Origin of the sequence: Varibaculum cambriense DSM 15806 (assembly GCF_000420065.1) — a bacterium.
GTDB lineage: Bacteria > Actinomycetota > Actinomycetes > Actinomycetales > Actinomycetaceae > Varibaculum > Varibaculum cambriense.
Map to the genome: position 1 here is coordinate 920,241 of NZ_ATUF01000002.1, position 17,667 is coordinate 937,907.

Annotated in this window: 15 protein-coding genes; 13 read left to right on the top strand and 2 right to left on the bottom strand. The window is 55.6% G+C overall.

Going from position 1 to position 17,667, the window contains the following annotated elements; all coding sequences use genetic code 11:
- Nucleotides 1-82: 82 nt before the first annotated feature.
- The 13 genes from F605_RS0104130 to F605_RS0104190 are packed head-to-tail and all read left to right on the top strand — an operon-like array spanning nucleotide 83 to nucleotide 16,312.
- Nucleotides 83-733, top strand: a complete 651-nt coding sequence (locus tag F605_RS0104130; protein ID WP_081639143.1) for an NADH-quinone oxidoreductase subunit C — start codon at nucleotides 83-85, stop codon at nucleotides 731-733.
- Nucleotides 734-2,104: an NADH-quinone oxidoreductase subunit D gene (locus F605_RS0104135; RefSeq protein ID WP_022864645.1), complete on the top strand. Its 1,371-nt coding sequence runs from the start codon at nucleotides 734-736 to the stop codon at nucleotides 2,102-2,104.
- A complete protein-coding gene (gene nuoE, locus F605_RS09825) occupies nucleotides 2,104-2,898 on the top strand; it encodes an NADH-quinone oxidoreductase subunit NuoE (RefSeq protein WP_022864646.1) in 795 nt (264 codons plus the stop codon). Before F605_RS0104135 ends, nuoE begins: the two co-directional genes overlap by 1 nt.
- Nucleotides 2,895-4,208, top strand: a complete 1,314-nt coding sequence (gene nuoF / locus F605_RS0104145; RefSeq protein WP_022864647.1) for an NADH-quinone oxidoreductase subunit NuoF — start codon at nucleotides 2,895-2,897, stop codon at nucleotides 4,206-4,208. The genes nuoE and nuoF overlap by 4 nt, the downstream gene beginning before the upstream one ends.
- On the top strand, nucleotides 4,205-6,808 hold the full coding sequence (locus tag F605_RS0104150; protein ID WP_022864648.1) for an NADH-quinone oxidoreductase subunit G: 2,604 nt from the start codon (nucleotides 4,205-4,207) through the stop codon (nucleotides 6,806-6,808). The genes nuoF and F605_RS0104150 overlap by 4 nt, the downstream gene beginning before the upstream one ends.
- Nucleotides 6,805-8,154 carry an NADH-quinone oxidoreductase subunit NuoH gene (nuoH, locus tag F605_RS09830; protein ID WP_022864649.1) on the top strand — a complete coding sequence of 450 codons (1,350 nt, stop codon included), beginning with the start codon at nucleotides 6,805-6,807 and terminating at the stop codon, nucleotides 8,152-8,154. The genes F605_RS0104150 and nuoH overlap by 4 nt, the downstream gene beginning before the upstream one ends.
- The gene (nuoI, locus tag F605_RS0104160) at nucleotides 8,147-8,800 is read left to right on the top strand and encodes an NADH-quinone oxidoreductase subunit NuoI (RefSeq protein ID WP_022864650.1); all 654 of its coding nucleotides are present in this window, start codon (nucleotides 8,147-8,149) and stop codon (nucleotides 8,798-8,800) included. Before nuoH ends, nuoI begins: the two co-directional genes overlap by 8 nt.
- On the top strand, nucleotides 8,797-9,822 hold the full coding sequence (locus tag F605_RS09835) for an NADH-quinone oxidoreductase subunit J (RefSeq protein ID WP_022864651.1): 1,026 nt from the start codon (nucleotides 8,797-8,799) through the stop codon (nucleotides 9,820-9,822). The genes nuoI and F605_RS09835 overlap by 4 nt, the downstream gene beginning before the upstream one ends.
- Nucleotides 9,822-10,121, top strand: coding sequence for an NADH-quinone oxidoreductase subunit NuoK (gene nuoK / locus F605_RS0104170; RefSeq protein WP_022864652.1), 300 nt, complete (start codon nucleotides 9,822-9,824; stop codon nucleotides 10,119-10,121). The genes F605_RS09835 and nuoK overlap by 1 nt, the downstream gene beginning before the upstream one ends.
- A gap of 15 nt (nucleotides 10,122-10,136) precedes the next feature.
- A complete protein-coding gene (gene nuoL / locus F605_RS0104175; protein WP_022864653.1) occupies nucleotides 10,137-12,137 on the top strand; it encodes an NADH-quinone oxidoreductase subunit L in 2,001 nt (666 codons plus the stop codon).
- A gap of 19 nt (nucleotides 12,138-12,156) precedes the next feature.
- Entirely contained in the window at nucleotides 12,157-13,722 is a 1,566-nt protein-coding gene (locus tag F605_RS0104180; protein WP_022864654.1) for a complex I subunit 4 family protein, read from the top strand.
- Nucleotides 13,719-15,305 (top strand): NADH-quinone oxidoreductase subunit NuoN, encoded by a 1,587-nt coding sequence (nuoN, locus tag F605_RS0104185; protein WP_022864655.1) that lies wholly within the window; start codon nucleotides 13,719-13,721, stop codon nucleotides 15,303-15,305. Before F605_RS0104180 ends, nuoN begins: the two co-directional genes overlap by 4 nt.
- Nucleotides 15,302-16,312 (top strand): polyprenyl synthetase family protein, encoded by a 1,011-nt coding sequence (locus F605_RS0104190; protein ID WP_022864656.1) that lies wholly within the window; start codon nucleotides 15,302-15,304, stop codon nucleotides 16,310-16,312. The genes nuoN and F605_RS0104190 overlap by 4 nt, the downstream gene beginning before the upstream one ends.
- Here F605_RS0104190 and F605_RS0104195 read toward each other — a convergent pair.
- Nucleotides 16,309-16,596, bottom strand: a complete 288-nt coding sequence (locus tag F605_RS0104195) for a hypothetical protein (RefSeq protein ID WP_146001728.1) — start codon at nucleotides 16,594-16,596, stop codon at nucleotides 16,309-16,311. The two genes, F605_RS0104190 and F605_RS0104195, sit on opposite strands and share 4 nt — an antisense overlap.
- A 70-nt stretch (nucleotides 16,597-16,666) precedes the next feature.
- Nucleotides 16,667-17,506, bottom strand: coding sequence for a DUF3152 domain-containing protein (locus tag F605_RS09840; RefSeq protein ID WP_022864658.1), 840 nt, complete (start codon nucleotides 17,504-17,506; stop codon nucleotides 16,667-16,669).
- Between the last annotated feature and the right edge of the window lie 161 nt (nucleotides 17,507-17,667).

Sequence of the window (17,667 nt, forward strand, 5' to 3'; positions counted from 1 at the left end):
GGTAGTCCTCCATTCCGATGTAGAGGACGGGCCTGTAGCAGTCGAGGTAACCGCTCCGCGCGGTTTTACGGGCGGATCAGATATGGGTACTCGCCACGGGCTGTTCGGGGTACATGATGATGGTGACACCACCGGTTTTACGCAGATGCAACAGCATCGGCAGATGCCGGGCGAAAGTGGACGTCCCTATGGCTCTTGGTTCGACGAAGTCGTGGATATCCTAGAAGAGCTAATTGAACAGTCTGACCTGGAAATATCGCAGGTAATCGAGCGGGTAGTGGTCGATAATGATGAACTAACTATTTTCATTGCTCGTGAGCACCTGCCCCAGGTGGCCAGGTGGCTCCGCGATGATCAAGATCTACGTTTTGAGATCTGCTTCGGGGTCAACGGCGTGCATTACCCGCATGACACCGGAAAAGAGCTGCACGCTGCCTACATGCTTTATTCAGCAACCCACAACCGCCAGTTGCGCTTAGAAGTTACCTGCCCGGAATCTGATCCTCGGATTCCCTCGCTGGTAGCTACCTATCCGGGAAATGACTGGTGGGAGCGGGAAACCTGGGATTTGATGGGCATTATCTTTACCGGTCATCCCGGTCTGACCAGAACTGCTTTACCCGACGACTGGGTGGGACACCCGCAGCGGAAAGACTATCCGCTAGGCGGTATTCCGGTGCAATTTAAGGGCGCGACAGTCCCGCCCGCCGATTCGCGGAGGTCATACAGCTAAATGAAATACACTGACGAAAACAACAGTCCGCTGCTTAGAGCTGCCGGGCCCGCCCTCGACAGTCTAATTACCGAGGACACTCCGCAATATGATTTGCATGGCGGAGACTGGGAAGAAATGGCTTCCGAAGTCGAAAAACTCGCCAATGAGCGAATCGTGATGAATATCGGGCCGGTTCACCCCTCTACGCACGGGGTGTTGCGCCTGATTGCGGAACTCGATGGGGAATATGTTCGCGACGTGCGGGTGGGTACCGGTTATTTGCATACCGGTATCGAAAAGAACATGGAATACCGTACCTGGACGCAGGGCGTTACCTACTGTACCCGAATGGACTATGTAGCTCCCTTCTTCCAAGAGGTCGCCTACTGCCTAGCAGTAGAAAAAGTGCTAAAGAAAACCGCGGAAATTCCGGAGCGGGCAAATCTAATCCGCATCCTAATGATGGAGCTCAACCGGATTGCCTCGCATATAGTGGCTATCGCTACCGGCGGTAACGAGCTGGGCGCCACTACCATGATGACCATCGGGTTTAGGGGTCGTGAAGAAATCCTGCGGATTTTCGAACAGATTACCGGTTTGCGTATGAATCACGCCTACATTCGTCCCGGTGGGGTGGCGCAGGATTTGCCCCCGGGGTGCACCGAGTATATTCGGGATCTGCTTCCTAAGACCCGCCGGGATATTAACGAGCTGCAGGATCTCACCTTGCAGAACCCGATCTTTAAGGCACGTTTTTGCGATGCGGCAGTCATGCCCATGTCCGCCATTATGGCAATGTCGCTAACCGGTCCCTCGGTTCGCGCTGGCGGCTACCCCTTGGATATGCGCAAGATGCAGCCCTACTGTGGATATGAAAACTTCGAGTTCGACGTTCCCGTGGCCGACCAATCCGATGCCTACAACCGGACCGTGGTGCGCTTCGACGAATGCTACGAATCCCTCAAGATCATCTACCAGGTGCTAGAGCGCCTAGATGAAACTGAGGGGGAACCGGTGATGATTTCTGATCCGCAAATCAAGTGGCCGGCACAGCTGAGCGTAGGTACCGATGGTCAAGGTAACTCTCCGGAACACATCAAAGAGATCATGGGGAACTCCATGGAGTCTTTGATTCAGCATTTCAAGTTGGTAACCGAGGGCTTTAGGGCACCGGTTGGCCAGGCCACCCAGCTGGTGGAACACGCTAAAGGCGTGATGGGAGTACATGTGGTATCCGATGGGGGCACGCGGCCTTACCGGGCGCACTTCCGTGACCCCAGCTTTGCTAACCTGCAGTCCTTGTCCCTAATGGCTCAGGGCGGTACGATCTCTGATTTGATCGTGGCGCTGGCCAGTGTGGATCCCGTCCTGGGAGGTGTCGATCGCTAATGAGTTTTTACGATTTCGAGGTCGAGCAAAAGTTCCGCGCCGAAGCCGCGGAAATCATCGCTCGCTACCCTGAGGGTCACGAACGCAGCGCGATGATTCCGCTGCTGCACCTGGTGCAGAGCATCGACGGATATGTAACTGCCAACGGGATTGGACTAATCGCCGATATTCTTAACTGCCAGCGCGCGGAAGTGAGCGCAGTGGCCACCTTCTACACTCAGTTCAAACGCCACCCTAACGGCGAATACACCGTGGGGGTTTGTACTAACGCCCTCTGTGCCGTCCTCGGCGGGGATAACATCATGGAAACTCTAGAAAAAGAACTAGAGGTCGGAAATGATGAGACCACCGCTGACGGCAAGATCACCCTGGAAGCGTTGGAATGTAACGCTGGCTGCGACTATGCGCCGGTAGTCATGGTTGACTGGGAGTTCTTCGATAATCAGACTCCCGAATCTGCCCTGCAGCTGGTGCGCGATATCAAGGCTGGAAAACCGGTACATCCTACGCGGGGATCCGAGGTGGCTCCTACCTTTAAAGAAGCCAGCCGGATTTTGGCCGGATTCCCCAATCCAGAGACTGCCAACCAGGGCGTAGCTGCCGGTCCCGCCAGCTTGTGGGGACTGCAAGTGGCCGAAGAAAAAGGCATGGAAGCTCCCGATCCCGAGCATTTCGAAAAATCTGAAGCTGCTCAGGCTGGGGAAACAGCTTCGGGCGGTGCTGCTAATCAAGCCGGAAAAGATCCGGTCGGCAATGAGCATTCCTCTGCTCAACACAAGGAGGCGGACAAGTGAGCGAAAACGGAAAGTCTGAGATCCGCCGGGTTCCGCTAACCCCGATTATCACTAAACAGTATCGGGAACCAGAGAGCTGGACGCTTAAGGCCTACCAGAAAACTGGTGGTTACGCCGGCCTAGAAAAAGCCAAGCAAATGGAGCCGGCGCAGATTCTAGATGCGGTTAAGCAAGCAGGAGTGCGCGGGCGCGGTGGTGCCGGTTTCGGTACCGGTCTGAAATGGTCGTTCCTGCCGCCCGATGACGGCGGTCCGCGTTACCTGACCGTAAACTGTGACGAATCCGAGCCGGGGACCTGCAAAGATATCCCGATGATTCTGGCTAACCCGCATGCGGTAATCGAAGGGGTGGCGATCACCTGTTTGGCTATCGGTTGCGATCACGCTTTTATCTATATCCGTGGTGAAGTCGTTCACGCCTATAACCGCCTGTTAGTAGCCATTAAAGAGGCCGAAGATGCCGGGCTGCTGGGAGATCTGAAGTTGATTGCCCACGCCGGTGCCGGTGCCTATATCTGCGGGGAAGAAACCGCACTGCTGGATTCCTTAGAGGGCAAGCGGGGTCACCCCCGTCTGAAGCCGCCCTTCCCGGCAGTCAAGGGGCTCTATGCGCGGCCTACGGTAATCAATAACGCCGAAACCATTGCTCAAGTATCTACGGTGTTTCGTAATTCGGTGGAATGGTACGCCTCGATGGGGCAAGATAAATCCCTCGGTTACGGCATGTTTAACCTGTCTGGTCACGTTAAACACCCGGGTCTATATGAGGCACCATTTGGGATTACCATGCGGGAACTGCTGGAGTACTCCGGTGGGATTCGTGAGGGGCACACCTTAAAGTTCTACACTCCCGGTGGCTCTTCGACTCCGCTATTTACCGCCGATGACCTGGATGTCCCCTTAACTTACGAGGACGTAGCATCCGCCGGTTCTATGTTGGCGACCCGTGCCCTGCAGGTATTTGATGACACCACTTCCGTAGTGCGAGTCATTAGTCGCTGGACCGACTTCTACCAGCATGAATCCTGCGGTAAGTGCACCCCCTGCCGCGAGGGAACCTATTGGATGAAGCAAATAATGCACCGCTTAGAGGCCGGTAAAGGTCAAGAGGGCGATGTAGATCTGCTTTACGACATTGCCGGCAATATCGCCGGACGCAGCTTCTGCGCCCTCGGTGATGCGGCGGCGACCCCGGTGCGCAGCGGAATTGACAAGTTCCGCGAAGAGTTCGAGGCCGGATATACGACTCCCTGGTGGGAGGCCTTCCCGCCCGCCGCCTCGGAGGTTTTTAATAAAGGAGGCGCCCTGTGAGTGAGCAAGTCCAAATCAATATTGACGGCCAGGACATTGCGGTCGCGAAAGGTACGCTGCTAATCAGGGCGGCTGAAAAACTAGGAATTCATATTCCGCGCTTTTGCGATCACCCGCTGCTAGATCCGGCAGGAGCCTGCCGGCAATGCCTGGTAGAGGTAGCGATGCCGGGGCGTGACGGCGTGGTTCGTCCCATGCCCAAGCCCCAGCCGGCCTGCACTATGACCGCGATGGCCGGGATGGAAATAAAAACTGCCGCCACTTCGGAAGTAGCAGAGAAAGCTCAACATGGGATTACCGAATTCCTGTTGATTAACCACCCCTTGGATTGCCCGATTTGCGATAAGGGTGGGGAATGCCCGCTGCAGAATCAAGCTATGTCGCATGGTACTTTGCATACCCGCTTTAGTGATGAAAAGCGGCTGTGGCCCAAACCGGTAGAGCTAACCAGCCAGATTTTGATTGACCGGGAGCGCTGCGTGCTGTGTCAGCGGTGTGTACGATTCGCTAACCAGATTGCGGGCGACTCTTTCATCGCCTTGCAAGGACGCGGTGGCGGTTCCTCTCCGCGTGACGACCATGATTTCATGGGCGAGAACGTAGGTGCGTTCGACCAGGAGATCTTGGGGATTTCCGATTCGGACGGCTCGCGGCCGACCCTGCGTCTCGACCCCGAGGCTGCGGCGCTTTCGGATTCGCACGGCAAACCGGCTCCGCTTTCTTCCCCGGCAGCCATCGGCGCGGGAGCAGATGAGAAAGACCAGGCCGGTCGCCTCTTTAGCTCTTACTTCTCGGGCAACATTATTCAGATCTGCCCGGTAGGGGCACTGACCTCTAAGCGTTATCGGTTCCGGGCACGCCCCTTCGATTTGGTTTCGACCCGGGGAGTTACCGAACAGGATGCTTCTGGTTCTGCTTTGCGTACCGATATTCGTCGCGGGGTAGTTACCCGGCGGATGGCGCAACAAGATCTGGAGGTAAACGAAGAATGGATCACCGATAAGGATCGCTTCGGTTACCAGTGGCAGTTCCAGCCTTCCCGGATTAAAACTCCGCTGGTACGCGAGGACGGAAAACTGGTTCCTACCTCCTGGTCGGATGCCTTTGACCGCGCCGCGAAAGGACTGGCAGCCGCGGGGAAAGGAAAAGTTGGTTTCCTACCTGGTGGCAGGCTAACTTTCGAGGACGCCTACACCTGGTCTAAGTTTGCTCGCGTTGTCTGCGGAACTAATGATATTGATCAGCGGACCCGCGCGGCCGGCCGAGAAGAAGAAACTTTCTTAGGCGCCTATTTCGCGGGTGCGGGCATGCCAGTAACCTACTCTGACCTGGAAAAAGCCGGTCAAGTGCTTTTAGTTGGTTTCGAGCCCGAGGACGAATGCGGTGCCGTATTCCTGCGGCTACGTAAAGGGGCACGCTCCGGAAGCGTAAAGGTGGCCACGGTGGCTCCCTTCGCCTCTCCCTCCTCGGTGAAAACTGCCGCCACAGTGCTGTTTGCAGCTCCGGGAACCGAGCCGGAAGTAGTAGCCAATGTAAAAGCGGAGGCCGAAGGAGACTTCGGGACTGTTTTTGCCGGCCTTAAAGGCGAAGGCGCAGTAATCGTAGTTGGCGAACGTGCCGGTACCGTGCCCGGACTGCTCAGTGCAGTTAATGATTTGGCAGCTCGCAGTGGAGCCCGGCTAGCTTGGATTCCGCGCCGCAGCGGTGAACGCGGGGGAGTGGAAGCCGGCGCATTGCCTGGCCTCTTGCCCTTCGGACGCGATGCCAGGGACGCGGAAGCCCGCAGTGATCTAGCGGCCGCTTGGCAGGCTCAACTGCCAGATACGCTAGGACGTGACACGCAGAAGATTCTGGAGGGCGCCTGCTCTGGGGAACTGTCTGCCCTGGTGCTCGGCGGTTTAGACCTTCGTGACTTGCCAGATCAAGAGTTAGCGCAAAAAGCCCTGGGTGCGGCCTCCTTCGTAATCTCCCTGGAGGTCAATCTGACGCCGGCCGCCCAGGCAGCTGACGTAGTCTTCCCGGTAGCACCGGTTTCGGAGAAACCCGGCACCTTTATTAACTGGGAAGGCCGGCTGCGTCCCTTCGGACAAGCTTTGGTTTCCCAAGATATGCCGGACTGGGAAGTGCTGGGCAAACTAGCCCAAGTCATGGGAGTGGAGTTGGGGATTGATTCCCTCAAATCCCTCTATGCAGAAGCTAACGAGCTCTTGGACTGGGATGGCAAGCGGGTGGCATTTGAACCTACCGCTCCTGCCGAGTTGGTAACTCCTCCCAGTAAACAAGTGGTGCTCACCTGCCATAAGACTCAGATCGATGAGGGTCTTTTGCAGGTAGGAGCCACCGATATGCAAGCAGCCGGGCGCGCATCTTTTGCACGCATCAGCCCGGAAACTGCGCAAGAGTTTGGTATTAGTTCCGGTAGCGCTATCAAGTTGAAAACGGACAGCGGCCAAATCCAGCTGCCCGTAGTACTAACCAAAATGCCACAGCGTGTGGTGTGGGTACCCGAGTGCTCAGCCCGCTCTCATGTGCATGAATCTTTGGGCGTCACCAGTGGCGCCTTAGTCCAGTTAGAGCCCAATGCGGAGGTGCAGCAGTGAATACCGCAATCCTGCTAAGCGCAAGTAGTACTGGTGCCGCTGATTTCAGTAATGACACCTGGTGGATAACCCTAATCAAGGCAGTATTCATCGTGGCGTGGCTGATTATCAGTGTGATTATGGCCCTGTGGGTGGAAAGGCGCGGTCTGGGACGGATTCAGACCCGACCGGGGCCGAATGTGCACGGTCCGTTAGGTCTTTTCCAGGCGCTTGCTGACGCCATCAAGCTACTAACTAAAGAAGACATCTTCAAACGGAATGTAGACAAGGTGCTTTATCTGCTGGCGCCGGTCATCACTGCCGCTTGTGCCTTCTGCATTTACGCGGTGATTCCTTTCGGACCGGATCTGCATATTGGCAGTTTCTCCACCCCCTTGCAGCTGACCGACTCTAATGTGGCGGTGCTTTATATGCTCGCCATTGCGGGATTAGGAGTTTACGGCATTATCCTCGGCGGCTGGGCATCCAATGGTCACCTGCCGCTTTATGGTGCGACCCGCTCCGCCGCGCAGGTAATCAGCTACGAACTGGCAATGGGAATGTCCCTGGTATCAGTGTTCGTAGTTTCTGGTTCGATGAAAACCTCGGAGATCGTGGCCGCGCAGACCCCTATGTGGTGGTGCGTCGCCCTCTTCCCGGCCTTCGTAATCTACGTGATTTCGATGATGGGAGAAGTCAACCGTTTGCCTTTCGACTTGCCCGAATGTGAGGGCGAGATCGTGGCCGGACATATGACTGAGTATTCTTCGATGAAGTTCGCTTGGTTCTACCTGGCGGAATACATCAACATGTTTAACGTATCGGGGATTTGCGTGACCCTGTTCCTGGGTGGTTGGCGTTTCCCCGGTGGGGAAGCCATTCTGGGAGGCGCACTCAATAGCGGGCTGTGGCCCTTCCTGTGGTTCGGAATCAAAGTATGGGCGGTCATGTGGTTCATGATTTGGGTACGCGGTACTTTGCTGCGGGTTCGCTACGATCAGCTAATGATGCTTGGTTGGAAGATCTTGCTGCCGGTATCGATCGCCTGGATGGTAGTGGTGGTCGTGATGCGGGTAGTTAGCGTCTACGGAATCGGCAGCATTTCGCAAAGAATGATGGCGATTGCGGCGGTCTTCGTAGTTGCCCTCATCATTATTTGGATAACTGGGGGCAAGGCCGATCGCAAAGCCCTGGAAAAGCAAGCACAAAAGGATGCCGCTGCCAGCGAGCCTTTTGACGCATTCAAAGGCGGATACCCGGTGCCACCCATGCCGGGGCAAGTACTACCTCCCAGTCCGCGCTCCTTGGTGCGGGCGAGTGCCGGGGAAGATCACCTGGTAGCCAAAGAAGGGGAATCAAATGAGTAAACGCAATCCCACCAGGGAAGATATGAGCTTCGAGCCCGATGAAAAGGGTGCATTAGGCGAGTTTTTCGCTCCCGTAGCCGGATTCGGGGTAACCTTTCGCTCCTTCTTCCGTCCCACGGTAACTGAGCAATACCCCTATGAGGCTCCGCATGTGCAGCCGCGTTTTCACGGTCGCCACCAGCTGAATCACTATCCCGATGGTTTGGAAAAATGTATCGGATGTGAGCTGTGTGCCTGGGCGTGCCCCGCGGATGCTATCTATGTAGAGGCCGCCGCCAATACTCCCGAGGCACAGTATTCGCCCGGGGAGCGTTACGGCAGGGTTTACCAAATCAACTATCTGCGTTGTATTTTCTGCGGAATGTGTATTGAAGCCTGTCCTACTAGAGCTCTTACCATGAGCAATGATTTTGAGATGGCCGATTATCACCGCGAAACTATGATCTACGAAAAAGATCAGATCCTCGCTCCTCTTGAGGACGGGATGCTTTCGGCTCCGCACCCCATGGTGGACGGAACCACCGATGGTGATTATTACCGAGGAAAGGTGACCGGTGTGACCCAGGCGCAACGTGATTGGGTCACCGAGCACCGTCCAGAAGATCCGACTCTTAAACAGTCGGGGGTTAAGGAGGTTCAGCAATGACATTGCTAGCCCAAGCCGCAGCTACAGATTTTAGTACGGGACAAACCGTATTCTTCTGGGTCACGGCAGTAATCATGGTGGCGCTAGCGCTCGGCGTACTGTTTTGCCGGACCGCAGTACACTCTGCGATCTGCATGGTAGGGGTAATGCTCTGCCTAGCGATGATGTATGTTTCGCAAGGAGCCTACTTTATCGGAGTAGTGCAGGTAGTGGTCTATACCGGCGCGGTCATGACCTTGATACTCTTCATCATTATGATGGTGGGGGTCGCTGCCTCGGATAACTACTTGCGTACCCGCCGTTTCCTCCGTTGGGGTGCGATTTGTGCGGGCGTATTCGGAGCGATTTTCGTGGCAGTTATGCTGGTAAAGGCGTATCTACCGAAGTTTGGTCAGGTTCCGGATATGCCGACTGCCTCAGCCGAGGGCTCTACCGATTCCAACCCGGTAAAGATCGCGATGAGCCTGTTTACCGAGCATATTTACACTATGGAAGTTATCGGCAGTCTGCTGATTATTGCGGTGGTCGCGGCGGTATCGCTAACTCACGGTGATCGTCTCCATAAGCTGTTTAAGCAGCCTGAGACGGCGCAAGCGCGGATGGAAGATTATGCCAAACGGGGCATTCATCCCGGTCAACAGCCGATCGCAGGTGTTTATCAAACTACTAACGCCACCGACACTCCTAACATTTCGGGAGAGGATCAACGTCCGATCGTCAACTCGGTTTCCCCGGCGCTGCGTGCTCGCAACGCTGACCGTTCCCTAGGTGAAGCAGCACCGCACTTGGTGGAGAAGATTCGCGCCGACCTCGGGGATAGGCCTTCGCAAGGAGTTCACTCTATAGCGGCCTCGCAAGCGGTCAATAAATCAGGAGCCTGGGGAATGTCGGGCGCCGATGCGCCTAGCGGTTTGAACGCCCCTGAGACCCGGGTGATCACCCCCAAGATCGAGGGAGCCCCTCCCAGTGATCCCTCGCCAGCATCCAACCTTGATGCCTCAGAAACGGAGGTCAGTGAATAATGTCTTTGACTTCATATCTAGTATTGGCAGTCATTCTCTTCTTCATCGGCGCGGTAATCGTGTTGACCCGTCATTCGGCGGTAATAGCGCTGATGGGAGTGGAACTGATGCTGAACTCCTGTAACTTGATGCTGGTGACTTTCTCGAATATGCATCAGAACATTGAAGGGCAAGTAATGGCCTTCTTCGTCATGGTGGTAGCCGCCGCAGAAGTGGTGGTAGGCCTGGCGATCATCGTCTCGATCTTCAGAACGCGTCGTTCGACTTCGGTCGATGAAGTGCGTTTGATGGGACGCTAGGGGGTATAGAAACTAATGAACTCGTTGTTGCTGAACGCCGCGGCAGAGCAAATGGCAAATGTGTCGGCTACGGGACTAGCGGAATACGCTTGGCTGATGGTGGCGATTCCACTGCTAGTTTCCGGTTTCCTGCTGGTATGTGGCCGGGCGACCGATAAATGGGGACACTGGTTGGCAGTTGCTGCCTCCTGGAGTTCTTTCCTGCTGGGATTTATTATTTTCTGCCAAATGATCGGGCAGGCACCAGCAGAAAGATCTATCTTAGCTCCGGTGTTTACCTGGTTTAAGGCCGGTAGCGGAAATGAGGCGGTTGAGTTTTCCTGGAATCTGCTCCTGGATCCGCTCTCGATGACTTTCGTACTGCTGGTTACCTTTGTGGGATCCTTGATCCACGTCTACTCTGTGGCCTATATGGAACACGATCCGGATCGGCGGCGTTTCTTCGCCTACCTGAACTTCTTCGTGGCCTCGATGCTCACCTTGGTGCTCTCGGATTCCTATGTGGCTTTGTTCTTTGGTTGGGAGGGCGTCGGCCTGGCATCCTACCTCTTGATTGGCTTCTGGAATCACGAACTGCCTAATGCGGTAGCCGCCAAGAAAGCCTTCGTAATGAACCGGGTCGGCGATCTGGGTCTGCTGCTCGCCATGATGTCCATGTACGCGGAATTCAACTCTATGAAGTTTGTCGATGTGCTGGGAGCTTCCCGTTCTGGGGATATGACCGGCGGCTGGGCCACCGCCATCGGCCTGTTCTTGCTACTGGCTGCTTGTGGTAAGTCGGCGCAGTTCCCACTACAAGCCTGGCTGGGTGACGCTATGGCTGGCCCCACCCCGGTGTCAGCGCTAATCCACGCGGCCACCATGGTTACCGCCGGTGTGTACTTGATTGTGCGTTCCGGCGATATCTTCGTGGCCTCCCCGACTGCCCAGCTTTGTGTGGCAATCGTCGGAGCGATTACATTGCTGTTCGGTGCGATCGTGGGCTGCGCCAAGGACGATATGAAGAAGGTGCTGGCCGCCTCCACTATGTCCCAGATCGGGTACATGATGCTGGGTGCAGGTCTGGGTCCCATCGGCTGGACCTTGGCTATCTTCCACCTGTTCGTACACGGATTCTTTAAAGCCCAGTTGTTCCTGGGAGCCGGCTCGGTCATGCACGCTATGAACGAGCAGGTAGATATGCGCCGTTTCGGTGCTTTGCGAACGGTGATGAAGGTTTCTTGGATCTGTTTCGGGATTGCCTGGTTGGCGATCTTGGGGATCCCCCCGTTCTCGGGTTTCTTCTCCAAAGAACCGATTATCGCGGCTGCCTTTAACACTGCGGCATTTGGAACCACCGGAGCTTGGATCTTCGGATTGGTCTCCATGGTGGGCGCGGGAATCACTTCGTTCTATATGTCGCGGCTGTTCTTCATGATTTTCCATGGAGAAAAACGCTGGACGACCGAGTTTGACGGCGGCAGCGACGTACATCCGCATGAAGCTTCCTGGTTAATGAATGGACCGATCGTAGTGTTATCAGTGTTCTCCCTGGCTATGGGGATGGTCTTGGGCTTCACCGAAAAGTTCAACCAGTGGCTGGAGCCAGTCACCGGCACCGCGGCTGCTACGGAAAGCGCTACGGTTTCCGTGCTGTCACACGCTGCGATTTCAGTAATCACCTTGATCCTGGTACTTTGCGGGCTGGCCTTGGCGTTCGTAATGTACGTGCGCAAGCCGGTACCGAAAGTGGCTCCGGCCTCCAACGCCCTGGTGGAGGCAGCCCGGGTGGATCTTTATCAGGACACCGTTAACGAGTCGGTCGCCATGCTGCCGGCACAACTACTCACCGTCGGAGTGGGGGGCGCTGACCGTGGCCTAATCGATGGCATCGTTCGCGGTATCGCCTGGTGCGCCCAGGCTTTGGGACGTACCTTGAGCCATGTGCAAAATGGCTACATTCGTGCATACGCCAGTTACATTCTGGGCGGTGTGCTTTTAGCCCTGGTCCTAGTTGTCGGAAGCCAATTGGTTTAGGGGCAGGAGGAAAAGATAAATGGAAATTACAGTCTTGAACTCAACTTTCCCGGTGCTAACGCTGCTAGTAGTGCTACCGGCGCTGGCAGCTTTGGCGCTGTGGCTGATAAAGCCTACTCGGATTGCTGCGCGTCAGATCGGCCTCGCAGTATCGGCCTTGGTTTTGCTAGGCACCATCTACTTGGCACTGAATTTTGACTACGGTAAAGCGGCTGCCTACCAGTTCGCAGAAACCCACAGTTGGATTCGCGCCCTGGGAGTTTCTTGGGCGCTGGGAGTAAACGGCCTCGGTCTGGCGATGGTAGTACTTTCGGCACTGCTCACTTTGATCGTGCTGATCGCCTCGGCACGTGACCTCGAGGGCGAGAACAAACCTTACGATGATGCCGGCTATGTGGGACTAACCTTAGCCACCCTGGCGTTCATGATGCTGATTTTTGCGGCTCGCGACGTATTCGTGTTCTACCTGGCGTTTGAAGCCATGCTAGTGCCCATGTTCTTCTTGATTGGACGCTACGGTAATGGGGCGAAACGGAAAGCTGCCGCGATGAAGTTCCTACTGTATTCGCTGGCAGGCGGCCTGGTCATGCTAATCGGAATCGTGGGAATCTACGTTTATTCTCCGCTGGCCGCTGCCTCTAACGAGCAGCATGCGAGCCTTTACCTCATTGAGAACTTGGCCGGAAAGCTGCAAGCTAGTCCCGGGGTAGAAATGGCGCTGATGATCAGTTTCTTCATCGCGTTTGCGGTTAAGGCGCCGATGGTTCCGGTACACACCTGGCTAGCAGACACTGCCGAGAATGCCCGTCCGGGAACCTCCGCTCTGCTGGTAGGAATCCTGGATAAAATCGGTACTTTCGGAATGATCACCTTGTGTTTGACCATCTTCCCGGGTGCATCCCAGCGAGCTGCCTTAGCTTTCATTATTCTGGCGGTGATCTCCGTAATCTGGGGTTCGCTGGCGGCTTTGGCGCAAAAGGATTTAATGCGCCTGATTTCCTTCACCTCGGTAGCCCACTTTGGCCTGATGGTGCTGGGTATCTATGTTGGCAACACGGTAGCTCTCGCTGGTGCCATGGTTTATATGGTGGCCCACGGCCTATCCATCGCCGGTATGTTCCTGATTGGCGGATTCCTCACCGAGCGGGGACATAGCCAAGACATTGAGGCCTACGGCGGTATGCAAAGGGTGACTCCGCTGATTGCCGGAACCTTCTTAATCTCTGGTTTAGCAGCCATCGCATTGCCCGGTCTGTCTGGTTTCGTACCGGAGCTGATGGTACTGATTGGTACCTTCCGGCTCTACCAGTGGGCAGCAGCGCTCTGCCTGGTGGGCGTAGTTGCGGGCGCGGTTTATGTGCTTTTGCCTTACCAAAAGATTTTCACCGGCAAGGCTCCGGAACATCGTAAGTCGATTAAAGACTTAGATAACCGGGAACGTTGGGGAGTGGCTGCTCCGCTGATTGTGCTGATGCTGGTGATTGGTCTGCATCCGCAACCCTTGGTTGAGCCGATGACACAAGTGGCCAAACAGGTGGTTGTCACCCAGGATGTGGCTTTTCAAGTAGAAGGGACCGGAAAGTGAGCTTAACGAACGCTACCGTGATTAATAACTTTAGCGAGCTAGGTTTTAACTGGGCGCTGATGGCTCCGGTACTGGTGGTGCTCTTTGGGGCAATCATCGGGATTCTGCTCGAGGCATTCGTACCCGCAAAACAGCGTTGGAGCGTGCAATGCACCTGGTCAATTGCCGTAGTTGCGGTTGCCCTGCTGGCCTTTGCGCCCTCTTTTGGAGCCTTCGATCTGCAAAGCGGGCAACGGCTCGTGCGCGGAGAACTAATCGTAGATGGATTCTCTATGTTCTCCCAGCTGCTGATGCTGATTGTGGGATTGCTGGCGCTGCTGCCGATGATTGACCGTACTGGCAATCGAGTTTCTGCTTTCGCGGGACAGCCCTCGGATATTCCCGGTTCTTTCCAGGAAGAACAGACTGAAAGGCGCGGATACCAGCGCAGTGAGGTCTTGCCGCTGAGCCTATTCTCCCTGGGCGGAATGATGATCTTCCCCATGGCGAACTCGATGCTGACTCTGTTTGTGGCTCTAGAGATCATTTCCCTGCCCCTGTATGCGATGAGTGCCATGGCGCGTTACCGCCGCCTGCTCAGCCAGGAGGCTGCTCTTAAGTATTTCGTGCTGGGAGCCTTCGCCTCCGGGTTCATGCTCATGGGCATGTCTTTCCTATACGGATACTCCGGGTCGCTGCTGCTGGATCAACTGGCGCTAGCGATTCCCTACCGGGTAGCTTCCCCGGCGCTGCTGATGACGGGTGCTGCCCTAATGATGGTGGGCTTGCTCTTCAAGATTGGCGCCGCGCCCTTCCACGCTTGGACCCCGGATGTATACCAAGGGGCGCCTACCCCGGTTACTGGTTTTATGGCTGCCGGAGTAAAAGCAGCGGCGTTCCTAGCGATGCTGCGCTTCTTCTCTACTGTGGTGGTACAGTTCGAGGCCAACTTCAAGCCGTTCTTGTGGACGGTGGCGATTTTGACCATGGCGGTCGGTACTTTCTTTGGTCTGGTGCAAGACAATATCAAACGGATGTTGGCATACTCTTCTATTGCGCACGCCGGTTTCATCTTGATTGCCTTCACTAAGGGCGCGCTTAACGCTAATGGCGCGGTCTTGTTCTACCTGCTTACCTATGGGGTGGCCACCATTGGAGCGTTCGCGATTATCTACCTGGTTCGGGTTAGTAACGAGGACGGGGTCGCGACTGCGGAGCAACACTCCATGTCCGCTTGGGCTGGTTTCGGCAAGACCCATCCGGTGCTGGCAGGATGCATGATGCTTTTCTTGCTGTCCTTTGCCGGGATCCCCTTGACGGCCGGGTTCGTGGGTAAGTTCCTGGCATTTAGTGCTGGTGTTCAAGGAGGGGCAACTGCGTTGGTTATTTGCGCGGTGATTGCTTCTGCGATTACTGCCTTCTATTATTTCCGTCTAGGTAAAATTATGTTCCTAGATCCGGTAGCAGAAAATACCACGGTTGCTCCCCACGCTGAGATCACCTATGTAGCGATTGGGATTTGCGCGCTCTTGACGGTGCTTCTGGGGATTCTCCCGGGTTCAGTTCTCGATATTCTACAAAACACCGCTATTGTTATCCCGTGAGTAACTTGTCCCAGCAGCGTATTGACGAGCTAGAAGATCAGATTTCCGATGGCTTGGTTCAGGTGGAAGATCGCCTGACCCAAGTGCTAGCAGATAACCGGGGGGTGCTCGACGATATTGTCGGACACTTGGCGAAAGCCGGTGGCAAAAGGATGCGTCCCGGTTTGGTGCTGCTTTGTTCCCATCTGGGGCCGCGCCCTTCCTCTGAGGAGGTTCTGCGTGCCTGCCTAGTGGTCGAGCTTACCCATCTGGCTACTTTGTACCATGATGACGTAATGGACTCGGCGCCTACGCGGCGCGGGGTGAACGCAGTTCAGCGTGTATGGGGCAATAACCGCGCGGTACTAGCAGGTGACTTAGTCTTTGCTCGTGCCTCGCAAGTGGTTGCCACTCTAGGTCCGGAAGCGGTGCTGCAGCACGCGGTAACCTTTGATCGTCTGTGCCGCGGACAGTTGAACGAGACTTTCGGCCCGGAAGCGGGTCAAGATCCGGTGGAGTTCTACATCCAGGTACTGGCGGATAAGACTGGTTCTTTGGTAGCGCAGTCGGCGCGCTTTGGGGCAGAGCTTTCCGGGGCTCCCGAGGCCGTGACTAAAGCGGTTGTGCAGTTTGGAGAAAAGATCGGGGTAGCTTTCCAGCTGGCAGATGATGTTATCGATCTGTCCTCTGACAGTGCCGATTCCGGAAAAACTCCGGGAACGGATCTGCGCGAGGGGGTAGACACCATGCCGATCTTGCTGCTGCGCCAAGATGCGGCGCGCGGGGTGCTTGATGAGGACGGGCAAAAGATATTGGCCGAACTTAGCCGGGGCGCTTTGGTTAGCGAGGATGCGGCACTGGAGCGGGTAGTGCAGATGTTGCGGGCACATTCAGTGCTGCAACGTACCCGGCAACTAGCTTTCTCTTGGTGCGAGGACGCGAAAGCAGCGATTTCTTTCCTAGAAGATACCGAAGTTAAAGCGGCCTTGGAAAAGTTTGCCGACACCTTGGTTGATCGCATCGCCTAGAGGCGGTCGATAAACTCGGTCGCTACCTCTTCGGGTACGCCCTCTTCCCGCATTACGTCCCGGATTGCGTCCCAGCGTTGCAGGCGTCCTTGATCCCGCATCTGCCGGAGCTTATCGCGGTCAGCTAACGAGGAGGCCAACAGATTCTCTACGCTGCCGATTTCCTGTTCGAAATGGGTTTTACGAGCGCGGTCGCGGGCGTTCAAAGCGCTGACACTGCGAGCTACCAGGAACACTAACGCTGCTCCGCAAAGAAGGAAACCAATCGTCAATAAGATGCTCATACCCGGATTGTTTCACGCTGCCCTGAAGTAGTCCTGAAAACGACCTGAAAATAAGTTGTTGCCAGTGGGATTAGGGGTTTGCCCAGCCATTAGGAATGCAGCCCAGATTTTCCCCACCATCTGCGCTTTGTTGTTGCATTACCGGAGCCAGACCTCCCGGTTGCGGACAGAACAGATGTCCGTGTCCCAGCCAATGCCCGGTTTCGTGGGAAACTTCGTAGATCCGGTAATCAGTCATGGTTTTACCTTTTTGGAACCACATCTTGGCTCCTCCAATCCAGCGGTGGGCATTGAGCACCACATTGTCGCCATTGCGGCAGTTAGAAACCCCGTTAGTGGTCAGTGGGGCGCACAGCCGGTCGGTAAGGGCAGGGCTGGCGATAACTATCCGAAAATCAGCCTGCCCATCGGTACGGGTAAAAGAAATTTCCCCCTGTTTCCCGCCCCAGCCGCGAGGATCGTTCAAGATAGCGTGAATGCTTTTTGCCGCGGTTTCACCGTTGACGGGTAGCCCGTTTTCCACCTCTACCCGATAAAAATAGACTTTGCCGGTGCCACGGCCTTGCCAGGTGCCAGGTACTACCGAGGTAGTACCGGCAGCCGAATGAGGGACGTCTTTAGAACTTTCGCCCCCTGGTAAGTCTCCTTTTACCTCTAAGGCGATCGCCGGCTCCTTAGTTTGCTGTTTGGAGTTAACCAGGGGGACTGCGGTCCAATGTAACGAGGGCGCGGTCTGCTCGGCCTCTGCCTGCTTCGGAGCTCGCGGCATAGCGGAAATGATCAGAATAAAGGTAATAGTCAGCGCAATCGCAAGTGAGGAGGCGCGAATAAGTAAATTCCAGTCCGAGCGCCGACGGGAACGGCTGGCTCGAGACTGCAGTCGCTGCCTCCTAGGGGGATACTCTGACACATTCAATAGTCTAAGCGATGCGCAGAGCCAGATTTACCGCCTCGCTGTTGAAGCGGCGATTGATAATGCATAAGTAGGGGCAGTATTCGCGGTAATTGCCAAAAATCAGGGTTGCGGCGAGCGCGATTCGAACAGCGGGCGGAGGCAGAGTTTCAGTTTCG